Annotated in this window: 16 protein-coding genes and 1 pseudogene; 12 read left to right on the top strand and 5 right to left on the bottom strand. The window is 71.4% G+C overall.

The window, feature by feature from the left end; translation table 11 throughout:
- The 9 genes from RMT89_RS25235 to RMT89_RS25195 form a co-directional block, all read left to right on the top strand.
- The coding region (locus tag RMT89_RS25235; RefSeq protein WP_315886074.1) for an alpha-glucosidase C-terminal domain-containing protein at positions 1 to 415 on the top strand (415 nt) is incomplete at its 5' end.
- Complete coding sequence (treS, locus tag RMT89_RS25230; RefSeq protein WP_315886073.1) at positions 412 to 2,145, top strand: maltose alpha-D-glucosyltransferase; 1,734 nt, start codon at positions 412 to 414, stop codon at positions 2,143 to 2,145. The genes RMT89_RS25235 and treS, both read left to right, overlap by 4 nt.
- Positions 2,146 to 2,187: 42 nt before the next feature.
- Positions 2,188 to 3,558, top strand: a complete 1,371-nt coding sequence (locus RMT89_RS25225) for a maltokinase N-terminal cap-like domain-containing protein (protein WP_315886072.1) — start codon at positions 2,188 to 2,190, stop codon at positions 3,556 to 3,558.
- Positions 3,559 to 3,563: 5 nt separating this feature from the next.
- Entirely contained in the window at positions 3,564 to 5,774 is a 2,211-nt protein-coding gene (glgB, locus tag RMT89_RS25220) for a 1,4-alpha-glucan branching enzyme (RefSeq protein WP_315886071.1), read from the top strand.
- Between the two features lie 106 nt (positions 5,775 to 5,880).
- The gene (locus RMT89_RS25215) at positions 5,881 to 6,972 is read left to right on the top strand and encodes a glutamate--cysteine ligase (RefSeq protein ID WP_315886070.1); all 1,092 of its coding nucleotides are present in this window, start codon (positions 5,881 to 5,883) and stop codon (positions 6,970 to 6,972) included.
- 127 nt (positions 6,973 to 7,099) lie between these two features.
- A complete protein-coding gene (locus tag RMT89_RS25210; RefSeq protein WP_315886069.1) occupies positions 7,100 to 9,001 on the top strand; it encodes an AMP-dependent synthetase/ligase in 1,902 nt (633 codons plus the stop codon).
- Between the two features lie 46 nt (positions 9,002 to 9,047).
- Complete coding sequence (locus RMT89_RS25205) at positions 9,048 to 9,479, top strand: ATP-binding protein (protein ID WP_315886068.1); 432 nt, start codon at positions 9,048 to 9,050, stop codon at positions 9,477 to 9,479.
- A gap of 195 nt (positions 9,480 to 9,674) precedes the next feature.
- On the top strand, positions 9,675 to 11,048 hold the full coding sequence (locus RMT89_RS25200; RefSeq protein ID WP_315886067.1) for an NAD(P)/FAD-dependent oxidoreductase: 1,374 nt from the start codon (positions 9,675 to 9,677) through the stop codon (positions 11,046 to 11,048).
- Positions 11,049 to 11,059: 11 nt separating this feature from the next.
- Entirely contained in the window at positions 11,060 to 13,261 is a 2,202-nt protein-coding gene (locus RMT89_RS25195) for an FUSC family protein (protein ID WP_315886066.1), read from the top strand.
- Between the two features lie 27 nt (positions 13,262 to 13,288).
- Here the strand turns inward: RMT89_RS25195 and RMT89_RS25190 are convergent, their stop codons facing one another.
- The 3 genes from RMT89_RS25190 to RMT89_RS25180 all read right to left on the bottom strand — a co-directional run bounded on the left by RMT89_RS25190 (position 13,289) and on the right by RMT89_RS25180 (position 15,074).
- Positions 13,289 to 13,720, bottom strand: coding sequence for a hypothetical protein (locus tag RMT89_RS25190; RefSeq protein ID WP_315886065.1), 432 nt, complete (start codon positions 13,718 to 13,720; stop codon positions 13,289 to 13,291).
- Between the two features lie 28 nt (positions 13,721 to 13,748).
- Positions 13,749 to 14,588, bottom strand: coding sequence for a DUF1206 domain-containing protein (locus RMT89_RS25185; RefSeq protein WP_315886064.1), 840 nt, complete (start codon positions 14,586 to 14,588; stop codon positions 13,749 to 13,751).
- Positions 14,589 to 14,672: 84 nt separating this feature from the next.
- Positions 14,673 to 15,074, bottom strand: coding sequence for an ATP-binding protein (locus tag RMT89_RS25180; RefSeq protein ID WP_315886063.1), 402 nt, complete (start codon positions 15,072 to 15,074; stop codon positions 14,673 to 14,675).
- Between the two features lie 151 nt (positions 15,075 to 15,225).
- On the opposite strand from RMT89_RS25180, the gene RMT89_RS25175 reads away from it, so the two are divergent.
- The 3 genes from RMT89_RS25175 to RMT89_RS25165 all read left to right on the top strand — a co-directional run bounded on the left by RMT89_RS25175 (position 15,226) and on the right by RMT89_RS25165 (position 17,691).
- Positions 15,226 to 15,447 (top strand): hypothetical protein, encoded by a 222-nt coding sequence (locus RMT89_RS25175; protein ID WP_315886062.1) that lies wholly within the window; start codon positions 15,226 to 15,228, stop codon positions 15,445 to 15,447.
- A gap of 44 nt (positions 15,448 to 15,491) precedes the next feature.
- On the top strand, positions 15,492 to 16,967 hold the full coding sequence (locus tag RMT89_RS25170; protein WP_315886061.1) for an aminotransferase class I/II-fold pyridoxal phosphate-dependent enzyme: 1,476 nt from the start codon (positions 15,492 to 15,494) through the stop codon (positions 16,965 to 16,967).
- Positions 16,968 to 17,235: 268 nt separating this feature from the next.
- The gene (locus tag RMT89_RS25165; RefSeq protein ID WP_315886060.1) at positions 17,236 to 17,691 is read left to right on the top strand and encodes a cyclic nucleotide-binding domain-containing protein; all 456 of its coding nucleotides are present in this window, start codon (positions 17,236 to 17,238) and stop codon (positions 17,689 to 17,691) included.
- 6 nt (positions 17,692 to 17,697) lie between these two features.
- Here RMT89_RS25165 and RMT89_RS25160 read toward each other — a convergent pair.
- Both RMT89_RS25160 and RMT89_RS25155 read right to left on the bottom strand, forming a co-directional pair.
- Positions 17,698 to 18,243, bottom strand: a pseudogene (locus RMT89_RS25160) (MFS transporter); the annotation flags it as partial.
- Between the two features lie 141 nt (positions 18,244 to 18,384).
- Positions 18,385 to 19,089 carry a TetR/AcrR family transcriptional regulator gene (locus RMT89_RS25155; protein ID WP_315886059.1) on the bottom strand — a complete coding sequence of 235 codons (705 nt, stop codon included), beginning with the start codon at positions 19,087 to 19,089 and terminating at the stop codon, positions 18,385 to 18,387.
- Positions 19,090 to 19,168 lie beyond the last annotated feature (79 nt).

Here is a 19,168-nt window from a genome sequence, read left to right as displayed (position 1 = left end):
CCAGTTGCGCCCGCGTGACTGGCAGACCGCGGAAACCATCGCTCCACTCATCACCAAGCTCAACGCCATCCGGCGCGGCCACCCCGCGCTGCACCGCCTGAGGAACCTCCGCTTCCACCACACCGACAACGACGCCGTGCTCGCCTACAGCAAGCGCGCCGGCCAGGACACGGTCGTGGTGGTCGTCAACCTCGATCCGCACCACACCCAGGAGGCGACGATCTCGTTGGACATGCCGCAACTCGGCCGGGGCCGGGACGAATCCCTGTCCGTGCACGACGAACTGACGGGTGAGACCTATCTGTGGGGCAGGACCAACTATGTGCGCCTTGAGCCCGGCAGGGCACCCGCGCATGTACTCCACGTCCAGGCCTCGCCCGCCTCGCCGCAGATCGGAGGGTCTACCGCGTCATGACTGTCAACGAGCCCGTCCATGACACCTTCGAGGACACGCCGGCCAAGGACCGGCATCCCGACTGGTTCAAGAGCGCCGTCTTCTACGAGGTCCTCGTCCGCTCCTTCCAGGACAGCAACGGCGACGGCGTCGGTGACCTCAAGGGCCTGACCGCCAAGCTCGACTATCTCCAGTGGCTCGGCGTGGACTGCCTGTGGCTGCCCCCGTTCTTCAAGTCCCCCCTCAGGGACGGCGGCTACGACGTCTCCGACTACACCGCCGTCCTCCCCGAGTTCGGCGACCTCGCCGACTTCGTCGAGTTCGTCGACGCCGCCCACCAGCGCGGTATGCGGGTCATCATCGACTTCGTCATGAACCACACCAGCGACCAGCACCCGTGGTTCCAGGAGTCGAGAAAGGACCCGGACGGCCCCTACGGCGACTACTACATGTGGGCCGACGACGACAAGCAGTACGCCGACGCGCGGATCATCTTCGTCGACACCGAGGCCTCCAACTGGACCTTCGACCCCGTACGGGAGCAGTACTTCTTCCACCGCTTCTTCTCCCACCAGCCGGACCTCAACTACGAGAACCCGGCCGTGCAGGAGGAGATCCTTGGCGCCCTGCGTTTCTGGCTCGACCTCGGTATCGACGGGTTCCGGCTGGACGCCGTGCCGTATCTGTACGCCGAAGAGGACACGAACTGCGAGAACCTCCCGGCCACGCACGAGTTCCTCAAGCGCGTCCGGCGCGAGATCGACGCGATGTACCCGGACACGGTGCTGCTGGCGGAGGCCAACCAGTGGCCGGAGGACGTCGTCGACTACTTCGGCGACTTCAGCAGCGGCGGCGACGAGTGCCACATGGCCTTCCACTTCCCGGTGATGCCGCGGATCTTCATGGCGGTACGGCGGGAGTCCAGGTACCCGGTCTCGGAAATCCTGGCCAAGACCCCGGCCATCCCGTCCGGCTGCCAGTGGGGCATCTTCCTGCGCAACCACGACGAGCTGACCCTGGAGATGGTCACCGACGAGGAACGCGACTACATGTGGGCCGAGTACGCCAAGGACCCCCGCATGCGCGCCAACATCGGCATCCGCCGCCGTCTCGCGCCGCTCCTCGACAACGACCGCAACCAGATCGAACTCTTCACCGCCCTGCTGCTCGCCCTCCCGGGCTCGCCGATCCTGTACTACGGCGACGAGATCGGCATGGGCGACAACATCTGGCTCGGCGACCGCGACGCCGTCCGCACCCCCATGCAGTGGACGCCGGACCGCAACGCCGGTTTCTCGACGGCCGACCCCGGCCGGCTCTATCTGCCCACGATCATGGACCCCGTCTACGGTCACCAGGTCATCAACGTCGAGGCGGCCATGGCGTCGCCCTCCTCGCTGCTGCACTGGACACGCCGGATGATCGAGATCCGTAAGCAGAACCCCGCCTTCGGGCTCGGCTCCTTCACCGAACTCCAGTCGTCCAACCCGGCGGTGCTGGCCTTTCTGCGGGAGTACGAGGACGATCTCGTCCTGTGCGTGAACAATTTCTCCCGTTTTGCCCAGCCGACCGAGCTCGATCTGCGCGAGTTCGACGGACGGCACCCGGTCGAGCTGTTCGGCGGGGTCCGCTTCCCGGCCATCGGCGAACTGCCGTACCTGCTCACCCTGGGCGGTCACGGCTTCTACTGGTTCCGGCTGTCCCGAGTCGCCTCCCGCATCGGCCGCCGACACCGAGCGTCTGCCCCTTGAGCGTGTGTGCCCTTGAGCGTGCCGACGAAAGGACGCGTCACCATGCCGAAGACCGCATCCCTCAGACCGAGCCCTCCGGCCGTCGCCGACATCATGGTCTCGCTCGGCGGTCTGCTGCGTCAGTGGCTGCCGCGGCAGCGGTGGTTCGCGGGCAAGGACCGGCCGGTCACGGATCTGGCCCTGTTGTCCATGACCGAGCTGTTCCCGGGCTGTCTGCATCTGCTGGTCCATGCCGGCCATGTCCCGGTGCCCGCCCCCGGCGGCACCACCACCGCGCTCCCGGCCGGCGACTGCTACCAGCTGCTGCTCGGGGTGCGCGAGCACCCCTCCCCGCGCCTGGGCCGCAGCCTCATCGGCCGGGCGGACGAGGGCCCGCTGGCGGGTCTCACGGTGTACGACGCCCTGCAGGACCTGCGGTCGGCGCAGATGCTGCTGGACCGGCTGCGGCACCCCGGCACGGCCGGACCGCTGCGCTTCGAGTCCTGCTCCTCGGTGCCGGTCCCCGCCGGTCTGGCGCCGCGTCTGATGGACGCCGAGCAGTCCAACTCCTCGCTGGTGTACGGCGACGCGTTCGTTCTGAAGGTGTTCCGGCGCATCCAGCCGGGCGTCAACCCGGACCTGGAGGTGCCGGGCGCGCTCGCCCGGCAGGGCTGCCGACGGGTCCCCGCACCGGTCGCCTGGTTCCGGACGACCCGTCCGTGGGACGCGACCCTCGGTGTGCTCCAGCCGTTCCTGCGGGACGCGACCGACGGCTGGACGCTGGCGCTCCAGGCGCTCGCCCACGGTGACGACTTCACCGCGGAGGCCCACCAGCTGGGCCGGGCCACCGCGGAGGTCCACCTCGCCCTCGCCTCGGCGTTCCCGTTCGAGACCCGCCGCGAGAACGCCGGTACGGCCGCGGCGATGACCGAGCGGCTGGACTCCGCGGCGCACTGCGTACCGGCCCTGCAGCAGTTCGTGCCGGGCCTCAGGACCGCCTTCGGGGCGCTCACCACCTGTGACCCCGGCCCGCCCGCCCAGCGCATCCACGGCGATCTGCACCTGGGACAGGTGCTGCGGGCCGGACGCGAATGGTTCGTGATCGACTTCGAGGGCGAACCGTCCCGCCCGCTCGCCGAACGGCGCAGCCTGCACTCCCCCGTGCGGGACATCGCCGGGATGCTGCGCTCGTTCGACTACGCGGCGCGCCAGCGCCGGCCGTGGCGGCCGGAATGGGCCCGCCGCTGCCGGGAGGCCTTCTGCGCGGGCTACGCGGCCGCCGCCGGATGGGACCCGCGCAAGAAACACGGTCTGCTGCGCGCCTACGAGACCGACCGTGCCGTGTACGAAGTGCTCTACGAAGCCAGACACCGTCCGGACTGGCTTCCCGTACCGATGGCGGCGATCGAACGTCTCGCCGTACGAGGAGGCTGACCCCCATGGCGCTGCGTGACACCTCGCTGCCCGAGCCGTCCGGCCGTGCCCGGTGCCGGACGGCTCCGCCCCTGGACCCGACCGACCGCGGACGTCTGCTGGCCGGCGCCCACCACGACCCGCACGCGCTGCTCGGCGCCCACGTGGTCCCGGGCGGGGTCGCCTTCCGGACGCTGCGCCCGTTCGCCCGCGCGGTGAGCGTGGTGATCGACGGCGAGCGCCGAGAGCTCACTTCCGAGGGCGACGGCCTCTTCTCCGGCGTACTGCCGCGGCGGAAGAAGATCCCGGCGTACACGCTGCTGGTGTCGTACGAGGACGGGGAGCAGGAGGTCGACGACCCGTACCGCTTTCTGCCCGCCCTCGGGGAGCTGGATCTCCATCTGATCCGGGAGGGGCGGCACGAGCAGCTGTGGAAGGCGCTCGGCGCCGAGCCGATGACCCACCAGGGGGTGACCGGGACCCGGTTCACCGTGTGGGCGCCGAACGCCCAGGGGGTGCGGGTCGCCGCGGACTTCACCTACTGGGACGGCACCGCGTTCCCGATGCGCTCCCTCGGCGCGTCCGGGGTGTGGGAGCTGTTCCTGCCCGGGGTCGGCGAGGGCACCCGGTACAAGTTCGAGATCCACTCCCGCCACGGCCACCGCTTCCTCAAGGCCGACCCGATGGCGCGGTACGCGGAGATCCCGCCGGACACGGCGTCCATCGTGCACTCCTCCCGCTACGAGTGGAGCGACGCGGAGTGGATGGCGCACCGTGGGGACACCCCGGTGCACGTGGCGCCGTTCTCGGTGTACGAGGTGCACCTGCCGTCCTGGCGGCCGGGGCTGACCTACCGTGAACTGGCCGAGGTGCTCCCGGCCTACGTCAACGACCTCGGCTTCACGCATGTGGAGTTCATGCCGGTCGCCCACCACCCGTTCTCGGGCTCCTGGGGATACCAGATCACCGGCTTCTACGCGACCATGGCGCGGCTGGGCACGCCCGACGACTTCAAGTTCCTGATCGACGCGCTCCACCGGGCGGGCATCGGCGTGATCATGGACTGGGTGCCCGCCCACTTCCCGAAGGACGACTGGGCGCTGGCCCGGTTCGACGGGGAGCCGCTCTACGAACCCGGGGACGACCGGCGGGCCGAGCATCCGGACTGGGGCACGTACGAGTTCGACTTCGGGCGGGTCGAGGTGCGCAACTTCCTCGTCGCCAACGCCGTGTACTGGTGCGAGGAGTTCCACATCGACGGGCTGCGGGTGGACGCGGTCGCCTCGATGCTCTACCTCGACTACTCGCGCGACTCCGGTCAGTGGACGCCCAATGTGTTCGGCGGCCGGGAGGATCTGGACGCGGTGGCCTTCCTGCGCGAGATGAACGCCACCGTGTACCGGCGGGCGCCCGGCGTGGTGACGATCGCGGAGGAGTCCACCGCCTGGGACGGGGTGACCCGGCCCACCGACAGCGGCGGGCTCGGTTTCGGACTGAAGTGGAACATGGGCTGGATGCACGACTCGCTGGGCTACATCAGCCACGAGCCGGTGCACCGCAAGTACCACCACAACGAGATGACCTTCTCGATGGTGTACGCCTACAGCGAGAACTACGTCCTGCCGATCTCCCACGACGAAGTCGTCCACGGCAAGCAGGCGCTGGTGTCGAAGATGCCCGGCGACTGGTGGCAACAACGCGCCAATCACCGCGCGTACCTGGGCTTCATGTGGGCACACCCGGGCAAACAGCTCCTGTTCATGGGGCAGGAGTTCGCGCAGGGAGGCGAGTGGTCCGAGCCCCACGGCCCGGACTGGTGGCTGCTGGACCCCGGGTACAGCGCCGAGCCCGACCACCGGGGCGTCCGCGATCTCGTCCGTGATCTCAACACCGCCTACCTCGCCACCCCGGCGCTGTGGCAGCGGGACACCGACCCGGGCGGCTTCCAGTGGGCCCTCGGGGACGCGGCCGACGACAACGTCTTCGCCTTCCTGAGGTTCGCCGCCGACGGCACTCCCCTGCTCGCGGTGTCGAACTTCTCCCCGGTCGTACGGGAGGACTACCGGATCTGGGTCCCCGAGGGCGGTCTCGTCTGGGAGGAGACCCTGAACACGGACGCGGCGAGGTACGGCGGCGGCGACGTCACGAACCCGGGGCCGATCAAGCCGGAGGAGGACGGGATCCGGATCACCCTGCCGCCGCTGGCGACGGTGTGGCTGACGCCGTACCCCTCCTGAGGGCCGCAAGGCGGCGCGAGGTGTCCGAATGCCCTGAAACGGGCAGTCGGGGCGTACGACGAAATCCTCGTCGTGCTCGCGTCGGGCCACAGAAGGGGTGCCTCAGGTGCGGACCGTCGGAGTGGAGGAGGAACTCCTCCTGGTCGACCCGGAGACGGGTGAACCGCGGGCCCTGTCGGCCGCGATCGTCGCCCGCGCCGCGCTGGACAGCGTGGACGGCAAGGACGTGTTCGAGAAGGAACTGCACGACCAGATGCTGGAGTACGCCACCCAGCCGCAGTCCAGCATGGACGCCCTGGGCAGGGAGATCGTCCGCTGCCGCAAGGAGGCGGCGCGGCACGCGGGCGAGCTGGGCTGCGCGGTGGCGGCGCTGGCCACGTCCCCGCTGCCGGTCAGCCCGTGCGTCGGGGCGAACCACCGCTACCAGTGGATGGCGGAGCAGTACGGCATCGCCACCCGGGAGCAGCTCGTCCTCGGCTGCCATGTCCATGTGGCCGTGGACTCCGACGACGAGGGAGTCGCCGTCATCGACCGGATGCGGCCGTGGCTGTCGGTGCTGGCCGCGCTGAGCACCAACTCGCCTTTCTGGCAGGGCAAGGACACCGGGTACAGCAGTTACCGCAGCCGGGTGTGGCAGCGCTGGCCGTCGGCCGGTCCGACCGAGGTCTTCGGGTCGGCCGAGCGGTACCGGGAGGTGGTCGCGCAGATGCTCGACACCGGGGTGATCCTCGACAAGGCGATGGTCTACTTCGACGCCCGGCTGTCCCGGAACTATCCGACGGTGGAGATCCGGGTGGCGGACGTGTGTCTGCACGCGGACACCGCCGTCCTGCTCGCCACCCTGGCCCGCGGCCTGGTGGAGACCTCCGCGCGGCAGTGGCGGGCGGGTCTGGAGCCGGCGCGGCACAGTGTGAGCGTGCTGCGGCTGGCGGCCTGGCAGGCCGCCCGGGCCGGGCTCACCGAGGAGCTGCTGCACCCCGTGACCATGCGGCCCATGCCGGCACGGGCCGTGGTGCTGGCCCTGCTGGACCATGTCGGGGAGGCGCTGGAGGACAGCGGTGACCTCGACGACGCCCGTGTCCGCGTCGCCGAGCTGCTGGGGCGAGGCAACGGCGCCCGGGTGCAGCGCGAGCTGATGGGGCGCAGCAGCAGTCTGCGGGACGTGGTCACGGAGTGCGTGCGGCGCACCCAGGGGTGAGACGACAAGGCGCGGCGTCGACTTGTCGGATTCCGGCACGGTTCGCTCGTACCTCGGCTAGATTCGGGCAGCGCCGATAACCCTGCTCATCGGTGGCGTCACACCGCGTACACCACAGGAGCTGCGCATGCGCGACTTCGCCCTGGCTCCCTCCGTCTCCGCGCCGCCGACGGGCGGCCTCGCCGACAGCATCTTCGAGCGGGCCCTTCTCGAACCGACCCTGCCGGTGCTCGCACGCCGCCTCGGGGGCTCCTCGGACTGGACCGAGATCACCGCGGTGGAACTGCGGGACACGGTGGTGGACCTCGCCAAGGGTCTGGTCGCCTCCGGGATCACGCCGGGGCACCGCGTCGCGATCATGGCGCGGACCCGGTACGAGTGGACGGTGCTCAGCTACGCCCTGTGGGCGGTGGGCGCCGAGGTGGTCCCCGTGTATCCGACGTCCTCGCGCGAGCAGGTGGAGTGGATCCTGCGGGACTCCGGCTGTGTGGGCGTGGTGGTCGAGGACGAGCAGTCGGTCATGACGGTCGGCTCCGTGTGCGCCTCGCTGCCCTTGCTGCGGCATGTGTGGCAGCTGGACGCGGGAGCGCTGGACGAACTGATCGGGCGGGGCACGTTCGTGCCGCTCGCCGCCGTCGACTCACTGCGCCGGATCGTGCTGCCGGACTCCACGGCCCTGATCGCCTACACCTCCGGCTCCACGGGCCGCCCGCTGGGGTGCGCGCTCAGCCATCGGAACCTGGCGAGCGGCTGCGACACGCTGCTGGAGGACTGGGGGCATCTGGTGGTGCCGCCGGGAGGACAGGCGTCGGTGCTCGCCTTCCTGCCGTTCTCCCATGTGTACGGGCTCATGGTGCAGGGACTCTGCGTGCGCGGCGGGATGCTGATGGGCCATGAGTCCGACCCGAGCGGCGGCTCCCTGACGGCGGCGCTGCGCTCGTTCCGTCCGACGTACTTCTGCGCCGTCCCGTCGGTCTTCGAGAAGATCTACAAGAACTTCCTGCGCTCCGCCCGGCAGTCGGGCCGTGGCGCGCTGTTCGAGCGGGCCGCCGACACGGCCCGGGACTTCGCCGCGGCCGTGGAACGGCACCGGCTCGGCGAGGGGCCGGGGCCCGGGTTCGATCTGCGGCTGCAGCACGCCCTGTACGAGCGGACGGTCTACCGCGGGCTGCGCGGCGGGCTGGGCGGCCGCGTGCTGCGGGCGTCGTCCGGCGGCTCGCCGCTGAACCGGGAGATCTCCCTCTTCTACGAGGGCATCGGCATCTACCTCAACGACGGGTACGGGCTCACCGAGACCGCCGGCGGGGTCACCGCGCAGCCGCCGGGCGGAGGGCGGTCGGGGACGGTGGGCAAGGTGCTGCCCGGCATGGATGTCCGGGTGGCCGACGACGGGGAGATCCTGGTGCGCGGGCCGTCGGTGTTCCAGGGCTATGTGGGCGACGAGGCGGCGACCCGGGCCGCGCTGCGCGACGGCTGGCTGGCCACCGGGGACCTCGGGATCCTCGACCCCGACGGCTATCTGACGATCACCGGCCGCAAGAAGGACGTCATCGTCACCAGCACCGGCAAGAGCGTCGCGCCCGCCGCTCTGGAGCAGCGGCTGAGGATGCACCCGCTGATCCATCAGGCGGTGGTCGTCGGCGACAACCGGCCCTGTGTCGGGGCGCTGCTCACCCTGGACCCGGACTTCCTGGCGTACTGGCGCGGCACGCTGGGGCCGCGTCCCGACCCGCGCAGCCGGGACGCCCGGGAGGACAACGCGCTGCGCGAGGAGATCGCGCGGGCGGTGGCGGCCGCCAACAGCGCGGTGTCGCGGTGGGAGTCGATCCGGGTCTTCCGGGTGCTGCCGGAGCCGTTCGACCTCACCAACGGCCTGCTGACGCCGTCGATGAAGCTGCGCAGAGATGTGATCGTGCGGCACTACGCGCTGGAGATCGACGCGATGTACCAGGCGCGCGCGGACACCCGGCGCCGTCCGGTGCCGGACGAGTCCGCGGTGTGGGAGGACGCCGACAACGTCTTCCGGTGACCGTGCGTAGGTCGCGGCGTGCGGGGAAGCCGGACAGCGCAGGTGCATGGGGGGAGAGACGGACGATGACACCTTGGCTGGACAGGACATTGCGGACCGTCTCGTCCGCTTCGCGGGCGCCCACGGTGACGTGAGCGAGGCGCGCCTGGCCGCGGAGGCGTACCTCCACGACCTCGCGCGGGTCTCCCCGCCCGCCGAGCCCGACCACTGCGACGACATCCTGCTGGTGGTCACGGAGCTGGCGGCGAACACCGTGGAGTACGCCCCGGGCCCGTTCGAGCTGCGCCTGAGCCGGGCCTTCGACGGGGTGCACGTCGTCCTGCGCGACACCAGTCAGGAGCCGCCCGCGCCGCGCGCCTTCGACCCGAGCCGGGGCGGGCGCGGAGTCGGCTGGTATCTGGTGCAGTCCCTGAGCCATCAGGTCGGCGTCATCACCCATGAGCGCGGCAAGGACGTCCATGTCTTCCTGCCCTGGTGAGTGAGCGGCCGATCTCGGGGAACCCCGTGTGCCCACGGGCCCCGTGGGGCAGTGTGGCTCGAACACGTCGTTCATCTGCCTGCCGCACCCGACTGGCGGAGCGGCCGGGAGCGCGGTGGGATCGATGAGGTGCGAGGCAGCGATCCAGGGGCAGGCGAACGACGTCATAGCAGACCGCCTGGAGCCGCAGAAGGGATGAACACCGTGACACGACCCAGGATCCTGGTGGTGGGCGCAGGCTTCGCCGGAGTGGGGTGCGTTCGCCGTCTGGAGCGCAGGCTCGCCGCCGACGAGGCCGACGTCACCCTGGTGACACCGTTCGCCTACCAGCTCTATCTGCCGCTGCTGCCCCAGGTCGCCTCCGGCGTGCTGACGCCCCAGTCGATCGCCCTATCCCTGCGCCGCAGCCGCAAGTACCGCACCCGGATCATCCCGGGCGGCGCGATCGGCGTGGACCTCGCGTCCAAGGTGTGCGTCATCCGCACCATCACCGGCGAGATCGTCAACCAGCCGTACGACTACATCGTGCTGGCCCCCGGAAGCATCACCCGCACCTTCGACATCCCGGGTCTGACGGACCACGCGTTCGGGATGAAGACGCTCGCCGAGGCCGCCTACATCCGTGACCACGTCATCTCGCAGCTCGACCTCGCCGACGCCAGCCACGATCCGGCGGAGCGGGCCGCCCGGCTGCAGTTCGTGGTGGTCGGCGGCGGATACGCGGGGACCGAGACCGCCGCGTGTCTGCAGCAGCTGACGCACAACGCGGTCAAGCGCTACCCGCGGCTCGACCCGGCGCTGATCAGGTGGCATCTGATCGACATCGCGCCGAAGCTGATGCCCGAGCTCGGCGAGAAGCTGGGCCGGGACGCGCAGGAAATCCTGCGCCGGCGCGGCATCGAGATCTCCCTGGGGGTCTCCATCGCCAAGGCCGGCCCGGAGGAGGTCACCTTCACCGACGGCCGGGTGATTCCGACCCGCACCCTGATCTGGACGGCTGGTGTCGTCGCCAGCCCGCTGATCGGGACGCTGGGTGAGAAGACGGTGCGCGGACGGCTGGAGGTCACCCCGGAGATGAGCCTGCCGGGCCACGACGGCGTGTTCGCGCTCGGCGACGCGGCGGCCGTGCCCGACGTGGCCAGGAAGGAGGAGGGCGCGGTCTGCCCGCCCACCGCCCAGCACGCCATGCGGCAGGGCAAGGTGGCCGCCGACAACGTCATCGCCACCTTGCGCAACCAGCCGCTGCGGCCGTACGAGCACAAGGACCTCGGCCTGGTCGTCGACCTCGGTGGCAAGGACGCGGTGTCCAAGCCGCTCGGCGTCGAACTGCGCGGACTGCCGGCCCAGGTGGTGGCCCGCGGCTACCACTGGTCGGCGCTGCGCACCAATGTCGCCAAGACGCGGGTGCTGACGAACTGGGTGCTCAACGCCGTCGCCGGTGACGACTTCGTGCGCACCGGCTTCCAGGCCCGCAAGCCCGCCAAGCTGAAGGACTTCGAGTACACGGACGCGTATCTGACGCCGGAGCAGCTGCGGGAGCACGTGACGGGGGCGGAGGGTCGGGCATAGGCACAGGGCCGGTGTGGGCGCGGCTGCGGGACCGGGTCGCGGCCTCCGATCCGGGGCTGCTGCGGCTGGCCGCGGGGCTGCGGACGGTGGCCTCGATCGCGCTCACCCTGGTGGTGCTCGCGCTGTTCGGGGCGGACGTGCCGCATCTGGTCGCGGGCGCCATGGCGGCGATGGTCTCCACCTTCGCCGTACGGGAGAAGCAGCGCGGCCCGCAGGCCGTCACGCTCGCCCTCGGTCTGCCGGTCGCGCTCGCCTCCGTCGCGCTGGCCGCGCTGCTGCACTCCCATGTCGTCGCCGGTGACCTGTTCTTCATCGCGCTGATCTTCAGTGCCGTCTACGGCCGCCGGTTCGGGGACCGCGGCACCGCGCTCGGGCTGATCGGCTTCCAGCTGTACTTCGTGTCCCTGTTCGTCGGCGCCACCGTCTCGGACCTGCCGGAGCTGTGCGCCGCGGTCGTCACGGCGGTGGTGTGCAGTGCCGTGGTGCGGTTCGCGCTGGTGCCCGAGACTCCGGCCGGGACGCTGGGGCGGCTGCGTGAGGCCTTCCGCGCCCGGTTCGCCCAGCTGGTGTCGGCGCAGCTCGACCTGCTCGACGCGGGTCCGGAGGAGGCGGACCGGACGCTGGGGAACGTGCGCGAGGGCACGGCGCGGCTGCACGAGACGGCGCTGATGATCCAGGGGCGTCTGGAGGAGGGCACGGCCGACGAGGGCACGGCACGCCTGGTGCAGCGCCGGGTGGCGGACGCCGAGATCGCCGCCGAGCGGCTCGGACTGCTGCTGCTCACCGCCCGCAGCGCCGAACGGACGGACACCCTGACCCTGCATCTGCCCGGCGCGCCCGTCCCGACGGCCGGCCGGCTGCCCGTGCGGGACGAGGCGGTCGAGGCACTGCGGCGGGACCTTCAGGCGTTGCGGCTGCTCGTCCAGCATCCGGGCGGCACCGCGCTGGCCCATGTGCGCAACCGTCTGCTGTCCTATCGCGACGAGGAGAGCCTGCCCGGCGCCTCCCCGGCCGTGCAGGACGTCTTCCGCGGGATCGGCGAGGCCGCCCGGGCGGTCCTGGGCCTGCGGATCGCGCTGGACGGGCCGCAGGACGAGTCGGACGACACCCCGTCCACGGCCCGCTCCCGCGAGGAGCTGGACGCCGAGGACGCCGCCATCGACGCCGTGGAGGACACCCCTGAGGAGGAGCCGACGGGGCTGCGGCGGCCGACCACCCGGGCCGCCGTGCAGGTCGCCGTGGGCTCGTCGCTGGCCATCGTCGGCGGGGAGCTGCTGTCCAGCCACCGCTGGTACTGGGCGGTGCTGACCTGCTGGATCGTCTTCCTCAACACCTCCTCCACGGGCGAGATCCTGGTCAAGGGCTACCGCAGACTGCTGGGCACCGTGCTCGGCGCCGTGGCCGGCATCGTGCTGGCGGGTCTTGTCGGGCAGCACACGTGGACGGCGTTCGCGCTGGTGCTGGTCTTCGTGTTCTGCATGTTCTACACCGCGCCCCTGTCGTACACGCTGATGTCGTTCTTCGTCACGGCCGCGCTCGGGCTGCTCTACACCCTGCTGCACACCTACAGCCTCTCGGTGCTGGTGCTGCGGATCGGAGAGACGGCGCTCGGGGCGGCCTGCGGGGTGGTCGCGGCGGCGCTGGTGCTGCCGGTCGCCACCGACCGGCGTACCAACGAGCTGCTCGCCACCGTGCTGGAGCGGCTCGGCGAGGTCACCGGGACGGCCGTCGAGCAGCTCAGCGGAGGGCCTCCGGTGGACCTGCTGGACCAGGCGCGGGACCTGGACCAGGCGCTGGCGGATCTGCGGGCCGCGACCCAGCCGCTGACCCATCCGGTCACTCCGCTCAGGGCCCGGCGGGACACCGCCCGCTATGTGGTGGCGCTGCTGGAGACGGCGGCCTATCACGCGCGCTCGCTGGCGGCGACCGCCGAGCTGCTGCCCACGCATCCCTCGATCGCGGCGGACCCCCGGCTGCGCGGGGCGGGGCGGCGGATCGCGCACAACATCGAGGCCCTCGCCGCGCATGTCACCGACGAGCGGGCCACGGACCGGGTCGAGACCGGGCCGAGCATTGCCTCGCTCCTGGAGCCCCAGGCCCCGGGCACCACCCGGTACGGCCGGGTCACCGACCGGGTGCTGCGGCACCTGCACCGGCTCGACGAGTCCGTGGTGGGCCTGGCGCGGCCGCTCGGCGTTCCGGTCGGCACGTAGCGCTGCGGCCGGTCAGAAGTCGGCCGGTCAGAAGTCGGTGGGCAGGCCGCTCACCTCGGCGATACCGCGCAGCTCCTCGTCGTCGTGGCGGCGGCCCTGGATGTAGGCCGCGATCTCGTCCAGGCGGGCGGGGTCGGAGGCGGTGGCCGAGTCGGTGACGACGCGGACCGAGCCGGTGTCGCCGAGGTCGATCTCGACGACCTCGTTGTCCAGCCGGCCCGTGACGGCGGTGGCGATGACCAGCGCCGCCTCGTCGCGGATCTCCTGGGGCAGCTGGTCGGCGCTGTCGTCGTCCAGGGCGAACTCGGCGGGAGGAAGCCGCCGTTCGTCGATCGCCCGGAGGACGGGTTCGACGACGTCGAGCAGCCGAAGGAAATCCTCCGTGTCCATGCGCGAACGCAGCAGGCCGAGGTAGATGTCCACGGGCCGGCCGTCGGGTGGAAGCTCGTAGTCGTTCATCTGGCCCGCGTTCCCCGTATGCGGCATCTCAGACGCGTCGCCGCCGTGCCATCGCGAAGGAGAACAGGCCGAACAGCACAAGGCCGAAGGCGACGGCGGCCAGCAGCCACGGTCCGAGGGCGGTGTCGGCGAACGAGCGCAGGGTGTCGTCCAGTCCCTTGACCTTGTCGGCTTCGTAGTCGACGGCGGCGCGTACGGCGAAGGCGCCCAGCGCGGCGAACACCAGGCCGCGGGCCACACCGCCGCCCACGCCGGTCACGTCCGTCAGCCGCTGCCCGGTCGGGGACATCTCGCCGAGCTTGAGCTTGTCGCGGTAGCTGCGGCGCATCGCCTGGACACCGATGCACACCCCCGCGACGGTGACCGCGGCCCCGCCGACACCGACGATCCACTGTCCGGCGGGCAGGTCCAGCGCGGTGGCGGTGATGTCGCGGGACTGCTCGTCACCGGAAGCGCCACCGCCGTTGCCGCCGCTCGCCGCGAAGAGCAGCACCGAGGAGGCGACGAAGCCGTAGAAGAGACACCTGACCAGTCCCAGGAGGCGCTTTCGGGGCTTGCGGCCGTCCGGTCCGACGGAGCCGAAGACCGCTTCCGAGAGCCGCCACAGGGCCATGCCGGCCAGGCCGATGCCCAGGGCCCACAGCAGGACGGAGCCGAAGGGCTGTTCGGAGAGTTCGGCCAGGGCGCCCTGGCGGTCCGCCTGGCGGCGACGGTCGCCAAAGGCGATCTGCAGGGCGAGGGCGCCGACCAGCAGATAGATCACGCCCCGCGCGGCCAGGCCCGCCCGGGCGGCGCCCTCCGCTGTCGACGCGGCGGCCCTCGGCTCGGTCGGGGTGCGTCCGGCCCCTGCCACGGCACTCAGGTTCATCACGGCCTCCCGGGGTCCGAATGCCCCGGTTCGGGCGCGAGTCACGTCGCAGACCGGCCATCGGCGGCCGAGTGGGCGCGGCTTTCAGACAAGCGGCACCACCGCGCTGATGCGTTTGCCGCCCGCGGGCAGCACCGACACCTGGACGTCACGGGACAGCCGGCACACGATCGGCCAGCCGTGACCGCCGAAGCGGCGGTGCCCCCGCCGCTCGCCGGGGTCGCTGATGACCGGAAAGCGGTCGCTGCGGTCGCTCACCGAGACCCGGACGCCGGGTTCGACGAGGTCGACGCGGAAGTCGGTGACTCCGCCGCCGTGCAGGATGGCGTTGGTGGTGAGCTCCGAGGCGACGAGCAGTGCGTCCTGGACGGCGGCGCGGTCGCACGGCGTCCCGGTGGCGCGGCAGCGGTCGGCAACCGCGCGTTCCACTGCCCTGCGTGCCTGGGCCGGTTGGTTCACGGACTGGGTGGTGTACTCCCCGCGCATCGTCTGACTCCGAGAATCGGTGAATCGAGGGGCGCGCTCCCTCGGGCGCCTTGAATCCCTCCTCTTGTCTGGTCGCCCCAGCCCGGCAGGTCAAACCTCCCGGTGTCCGCATCGGGTGCAGCAACCGGGGCATCGGGGGTACGCGGGTGCCATGACCGATGTCGTGGACTCAGACGAACTGCTACGGCGCATCCAGCGCGCCCGGACCTGTGCGCGACAGGAGGAGCAAGCGTGGCGGACGCGCAGCTTCGGCCTGCGGTCGAGTGACCCCGAGGGGGCGCAGAACGCCGCCGTACGGATGCTCGCGTATGAGGCCGTGCTCCGGGTGCTGGACGAGATCCTGACGCCGGGCTCCCATCCGGACGAGCCGTGAGCCGGGCGCCGATTCGTCCCCGCCGTGCCGGGAACCCGGCACGTATGAAAGCCGATCACGACCGAGCACCGGTGCTGGAGGCCCTGGCCGAATACCACCGTCAAGGGCGGACCTCGTTCTCGCCACCCGGGCACAAGCAGGCCCGCGGCGCGGATCCCGCGGTGCGGGAGATCCTCGGGGACGCGGTCTTCCTCGGCGACGTCCTGGCGTCGGGCGGGCTCGACGACCGGCTCACCCGCGGCAGCGTGCTGCAGCGTGCCGAGGAGCTGATGGCCGACGTGGTCCACGCCGACCACACGTTCTTCACCACGTGCGGCAGCTCCCTGTCCGTCAAGGCGGCCATGCTGGCCGTCGCCGGCCCCCACGAGCGGCTGCTGATCGGGCGGGACGCCCACAAGTCCGTCGTGTCCGGGCTGATTCTCGCCGGCATCGAACCGGTGTGGGTGGAGCCCCAGTGGGATGCCGAGCGGCATCTCGCGCATCCGCCGTCCCCGGCGGCCTTCGACCGTGCCTTCGCCGAGCACCCGGACGTCAAGGGCGCGCTGGTGACCAGCCCCACGCCGTACGGAACCTGCGCCGATCTGCGGGCCATCGCCGACGTCTGTCACGGGCGGTCGCTGCCGCTGGTCGTGGACGAGGCCTGGGGCGCGCATCTGCCCTTCCATCCCGATCTGCCGTCGTGGGCGATGGACGCGGGCGCCGACATCTGTGTGACGAGCGTCCACAAGATGGGCAGCGGTCTCGAACAGGGTTCCGTCTTCCATCTCCAGGGCGACCTGGTGCCGCCCCAGCTGCTCAAGATGCGCTCGGACCTCCTCGGGAGCACCAGCCCGTCGGTGCTGATCTACGCCGGTCTGGACGGCTGGCGCCGGCAGATGGCGCTGCACGGCAAGGAGTTGATGGGCGGGGCGCTGGACCGCGCGGCCCGGGTGCGGGCCGCCGTCGAGCGGCTCGACGGGATGCATGTGAACGACCGGGACGACTTCTGCGGCGCGGGACTCGCGCACGATCTGGATCCGCTGATCGTCACCATCGAGGTCGACGGCCTCGGTATGACGGGGTACCGGGCGGCGGACTGGCTGCGCCAGTACCGGACCGTCGACGTCCATCTGTCCGACCACCGCAGGATCGGCGCGCAGATCACGCACGCGGACGACGAGGAGACCGCGGGCGAGCTGATCGCCGCGCTGGAGGATCTCGCGGGGGCCGCTCCCGGGCTGCGCCCGGTCCCCGGTGTGGAGGTGCCGGCGCCCGCCGAACTGCAGCTGGAGCAGGTCCGGATACCGCGGGACGCGTTCTTCGGTCCCGCTGAGGACGTCCCGGCGGACGAGGCCGTCGGCCGGATCGCGGCGGAGATGATCACGCCGTATCCGCCGGGCATCCCGGTCGTCCTGCCCGGCGAGCGGCTGACCGAGCCGGTGCTGCGGTATCTGCTCACCGGGCGGGACGCGGGCATGAACCTCCCGGACCCGACCGATCCGCATCTGGAGACGATCCGGGTGACGGCGGACGGGGAGTGAAACGGGTCACGAGCCCCGCTTGCGATTTCGTACGGCCGCCACAAATGGTTTACGGTTCATCCATACGTGGTCGCGGGGTCGATGAGAACCGTCCCCCGCACCCCGCATACGGCCCTGGCTGGCCTCCCCCGTCCAGCCAGGGCTTTTTCATGCCCGCGGAAATCTCCACCGGTTCTGTAGTCCGTCGAGGTGCTCTACGCGTCGGCAGCGGCTGAAATGGGCGTAGGGAAAGCCCCGGAACCCCGACGCCGGCGAGGAGCCCCGTGTCATGACCAAAGCGACCAAACTACTGACCGCCCTTCCCCCGCCACAGCGCCAGCACCTGATGACCGTGGCCCGGGAGGTCTCCTTCCCGGAGGACGCCCGTATCTTCGAGGCCGGCGGCACCGCCGACCGCTTCTGGGTGATCCGCTCCGGCGCCGTCTCGCTCGACCAGCAGGTGACCTCCGTCCAGCGCGTCACCGTCGCAAGTCTCGGCTCCGGGGATCTGCTGGGCTGGTCCTGGCTCTTCCCGCCGTACCAGTGGGACTTCGGCGCGGAGGCCTTCAGCCCGGTGCGCGCCTACGAGTTCGACGCCGCGGCCGTGCTCCGGCTGTGCGAGGAGGACCAGCAGCTCGGGCTGATCCTGGTGCGCACGGTCGCCGAGATCCTCGCGCACCGGCTGGAGATGACCCGGGGCAAACTCATGGAGCAGTACGGGATGCGCCGGCGCAGCGCCCTGTAGGCGGCGTCAGACGCGGTAGCGGCGCAGCGCCGGGGCGGCGAGGGCCAGGCCCAGCATCACGACGACGACCAGCAGGCCGCCGCCCGCGACCGCCTGCCGCGCGCCGAATGCGGAGCCCGCGGTGCCGTGCAGGACGTCGGCCAGCCGCGGTCCGCCCGCGACCACGACGGTGAAGACGCCCTGCATCCGGCCGCGCATCTCGTCGGTGGCGGCGGACAGCAGGATCGCCCCGCGGAAGACCATCGACACCATGTCCGCGACCCCGGCCACGACCAGGAACGCCACCCCGAGCCACAGACCGCCGCTCAGCCCGAAGCCCGTGACGGCGGCGCCCCGGACGACGACGGCGCCGATCACCATCAGGCCGTGGCGGCGCGCCCGGGAGAAGGTGCCGGAGAACAGTCCGCCGAGTACCGCGCCGACGGGGATCGCGGCGAACAGCACACCGAGCGCGAGCTCTTCGCCGTAGGACGCGTAGGTCTCGGCGGCGAGCTGGGGGAACAGGGCGCGCGGCATGCCGAGGACCATCGCGATCACATCGGCGAGGAACGCCCGGGGCTGGGTCCGAGGACCGGACCCGCCTGAGGCTCTGCCTCGCCGGACATCAAGCGCTGCCGGAGCCGTCGACCGCGCATCCCTGGGTGGTCTCGTCCGGGAGCGTTTCATCCGGCCGAGACCTGGTGACGGCGCCGCTCAGCGCACCGCTTCCAGCCGGGCCTCCGCGCTGTCCAGTAGCATCTCCAGCGCCGTCGGATAAGCGCTGGTCACCATGCGTGTCGCGAGCAGGGGTGCCGCCTCGGCGATACGGGGGTGGGTGGTGCGGGGCAGGCGGGCGTACGTCGAGCGCCACATCGCCTCGTCGGCGCGCAGCGCGGCGCTCGGCAGCGCCAGGGAGGCGGCGTCCAGGGCGGCGAAGGCCAGCGTCTGGTCGATGAAGGCGTGATAGACGCGCACCGTCTCGGGCAGTGGGAAGCCCGCGGTGCGCAGGACGTCCAGCACGGCCTCGTCGGCGGCGAGTTCGTTCGCCCGGCCGGTGACCCGGTTCGTCGTCAGCAGGGCGGCCTGCGGATGGCCGACGTAGGCGGCGTGGATCCGCAGCCCGACCGTCCTGAGGTCCGCCCGCCACTGCCCCGTCGGCCGCCAGCCGCGCAGGGCCTGTCCGATGAGCGCGTCGCCGATGGCGAGGGTCAGGTCGTCCATGCCCCGGAAGTACCGGTAGAGCGTGCTCGGGTCGGCATCCAGGGCAAGGCCCAGACGGCGGGCGGTGAGCCCGGCGCTGCCGTGTTCGCGCAGCAGGCGCAGCGCGGTCTCGACGATCAGCGCCTCGGACAGCACGGTGCCGCTCTTGGTCGGGCGACGCCGGCGCCGCTTCTCCTCGGGGACCACCGCTTTCGGCACGTTCCACCCTCCCGCCTTATGCCAACGCCATTGACCTTACGTGAGCGGCGGGCGTTGTATCTGCGCCGGGGCCCCACCT

The organism is Streptomyces sp. P17, from assembly GCF_032436805.1.
Taxonomy (GTDB): Bacteria; Actinomycetota; Actinomycetes; order Streptomycetales; family Streptomycetaceae; genus Streptomyces.
This window is presented reverse-complemented; position numbering and strand designations above follow the sequence as displayed.

Excerpts from the sequence above, each read along its gene's own strand:
- treS (WP_315886073.1), top strand. The coding sequence starts at position 412 with ATGACTGTCAACGAGCCCGTCCATGACACCTTCGAGGACACGCCGGCC.
- RMT89_RS25225 (WP_315886072.1), top strand. The coding sequence starts at position 2,188 with ATGCCGAAGACCGCATCCCTCAGACCGAGCCCTCCGGCCGTCGCCGAC.
- glgB (WP_315886071.1), top strand. The coding sequence starts at position 3,564 with ATGGCGCTGCGTGACACCTCGCTGCCCGAGCCGTCCGGCCGTGCCCGG.
- RMT89_RS25210 (WP_315886069.1), top strand. The coding sequence starts at position 7,100 with ATGCGCGACTTCGCCCTGGCTCCCTCCGTCTCCGCGCCGCCGACGGGC.
- RMT89_RS25205 (WP_315886068.1), top strand. The coding sequence starts at position 9,048 with ATGGGGGGAGAGACGGACGATGACACCTTGGCTGGACAGGACATTGCG.
- RMT89_RS25200 (WP_315886067.1), top strand. The coding sequence starts at position 9,675 with ATGAACACCGTGACACGACCCAGGATCCTGGTGGTGGGCGCAGGCTTC.
- RMT89_RS25190 (WP_315886065.1), bottom strand. The coding sequence starts at position 13,720 with ATGAACGACTACGAGCTTCCACCCGACGGCCGGCCCGTGGACATCTAC.
- RMT89_RS25185 (WP_315886064.1), bottom strand. The coding sequence starts at position 14,588 with ATGAACCTGAGTGCCGTGGCAGGGGCCGGACGCACCCCGACCGAGCCG.
- RMT89_RS25180 (WP_315886063.1), bottom strand. The coding sequence starts at position 15,074 with ATGCGCGGGGAGTACACCACCCAGTCCGTGAACCAACCGGCCCAGGCA.
- RMT89_RS25175 (WP_315886062.1), top strand. The coding sequence starts at position 15,226 with ATGACCGATGTCGTGGACTCAGACGAACTGCTACGGCGCATCCAGCGC.
- RMT89_RS25170 (WP_315886061.1), top strand. The coding sequence starts at position 15,492 with ATGAAAGCCGATCACGACCGAGCACCGGTGCTGGAGGCCCTGGCCGAA.
- RMT89_RS25165 (WP_315886060.1), top strand. The coding sequence starts at position 17,236 with ATGACCAAAGCGACCAAACTACTGACCGCCCTTCCCCCGCCACAGCGC.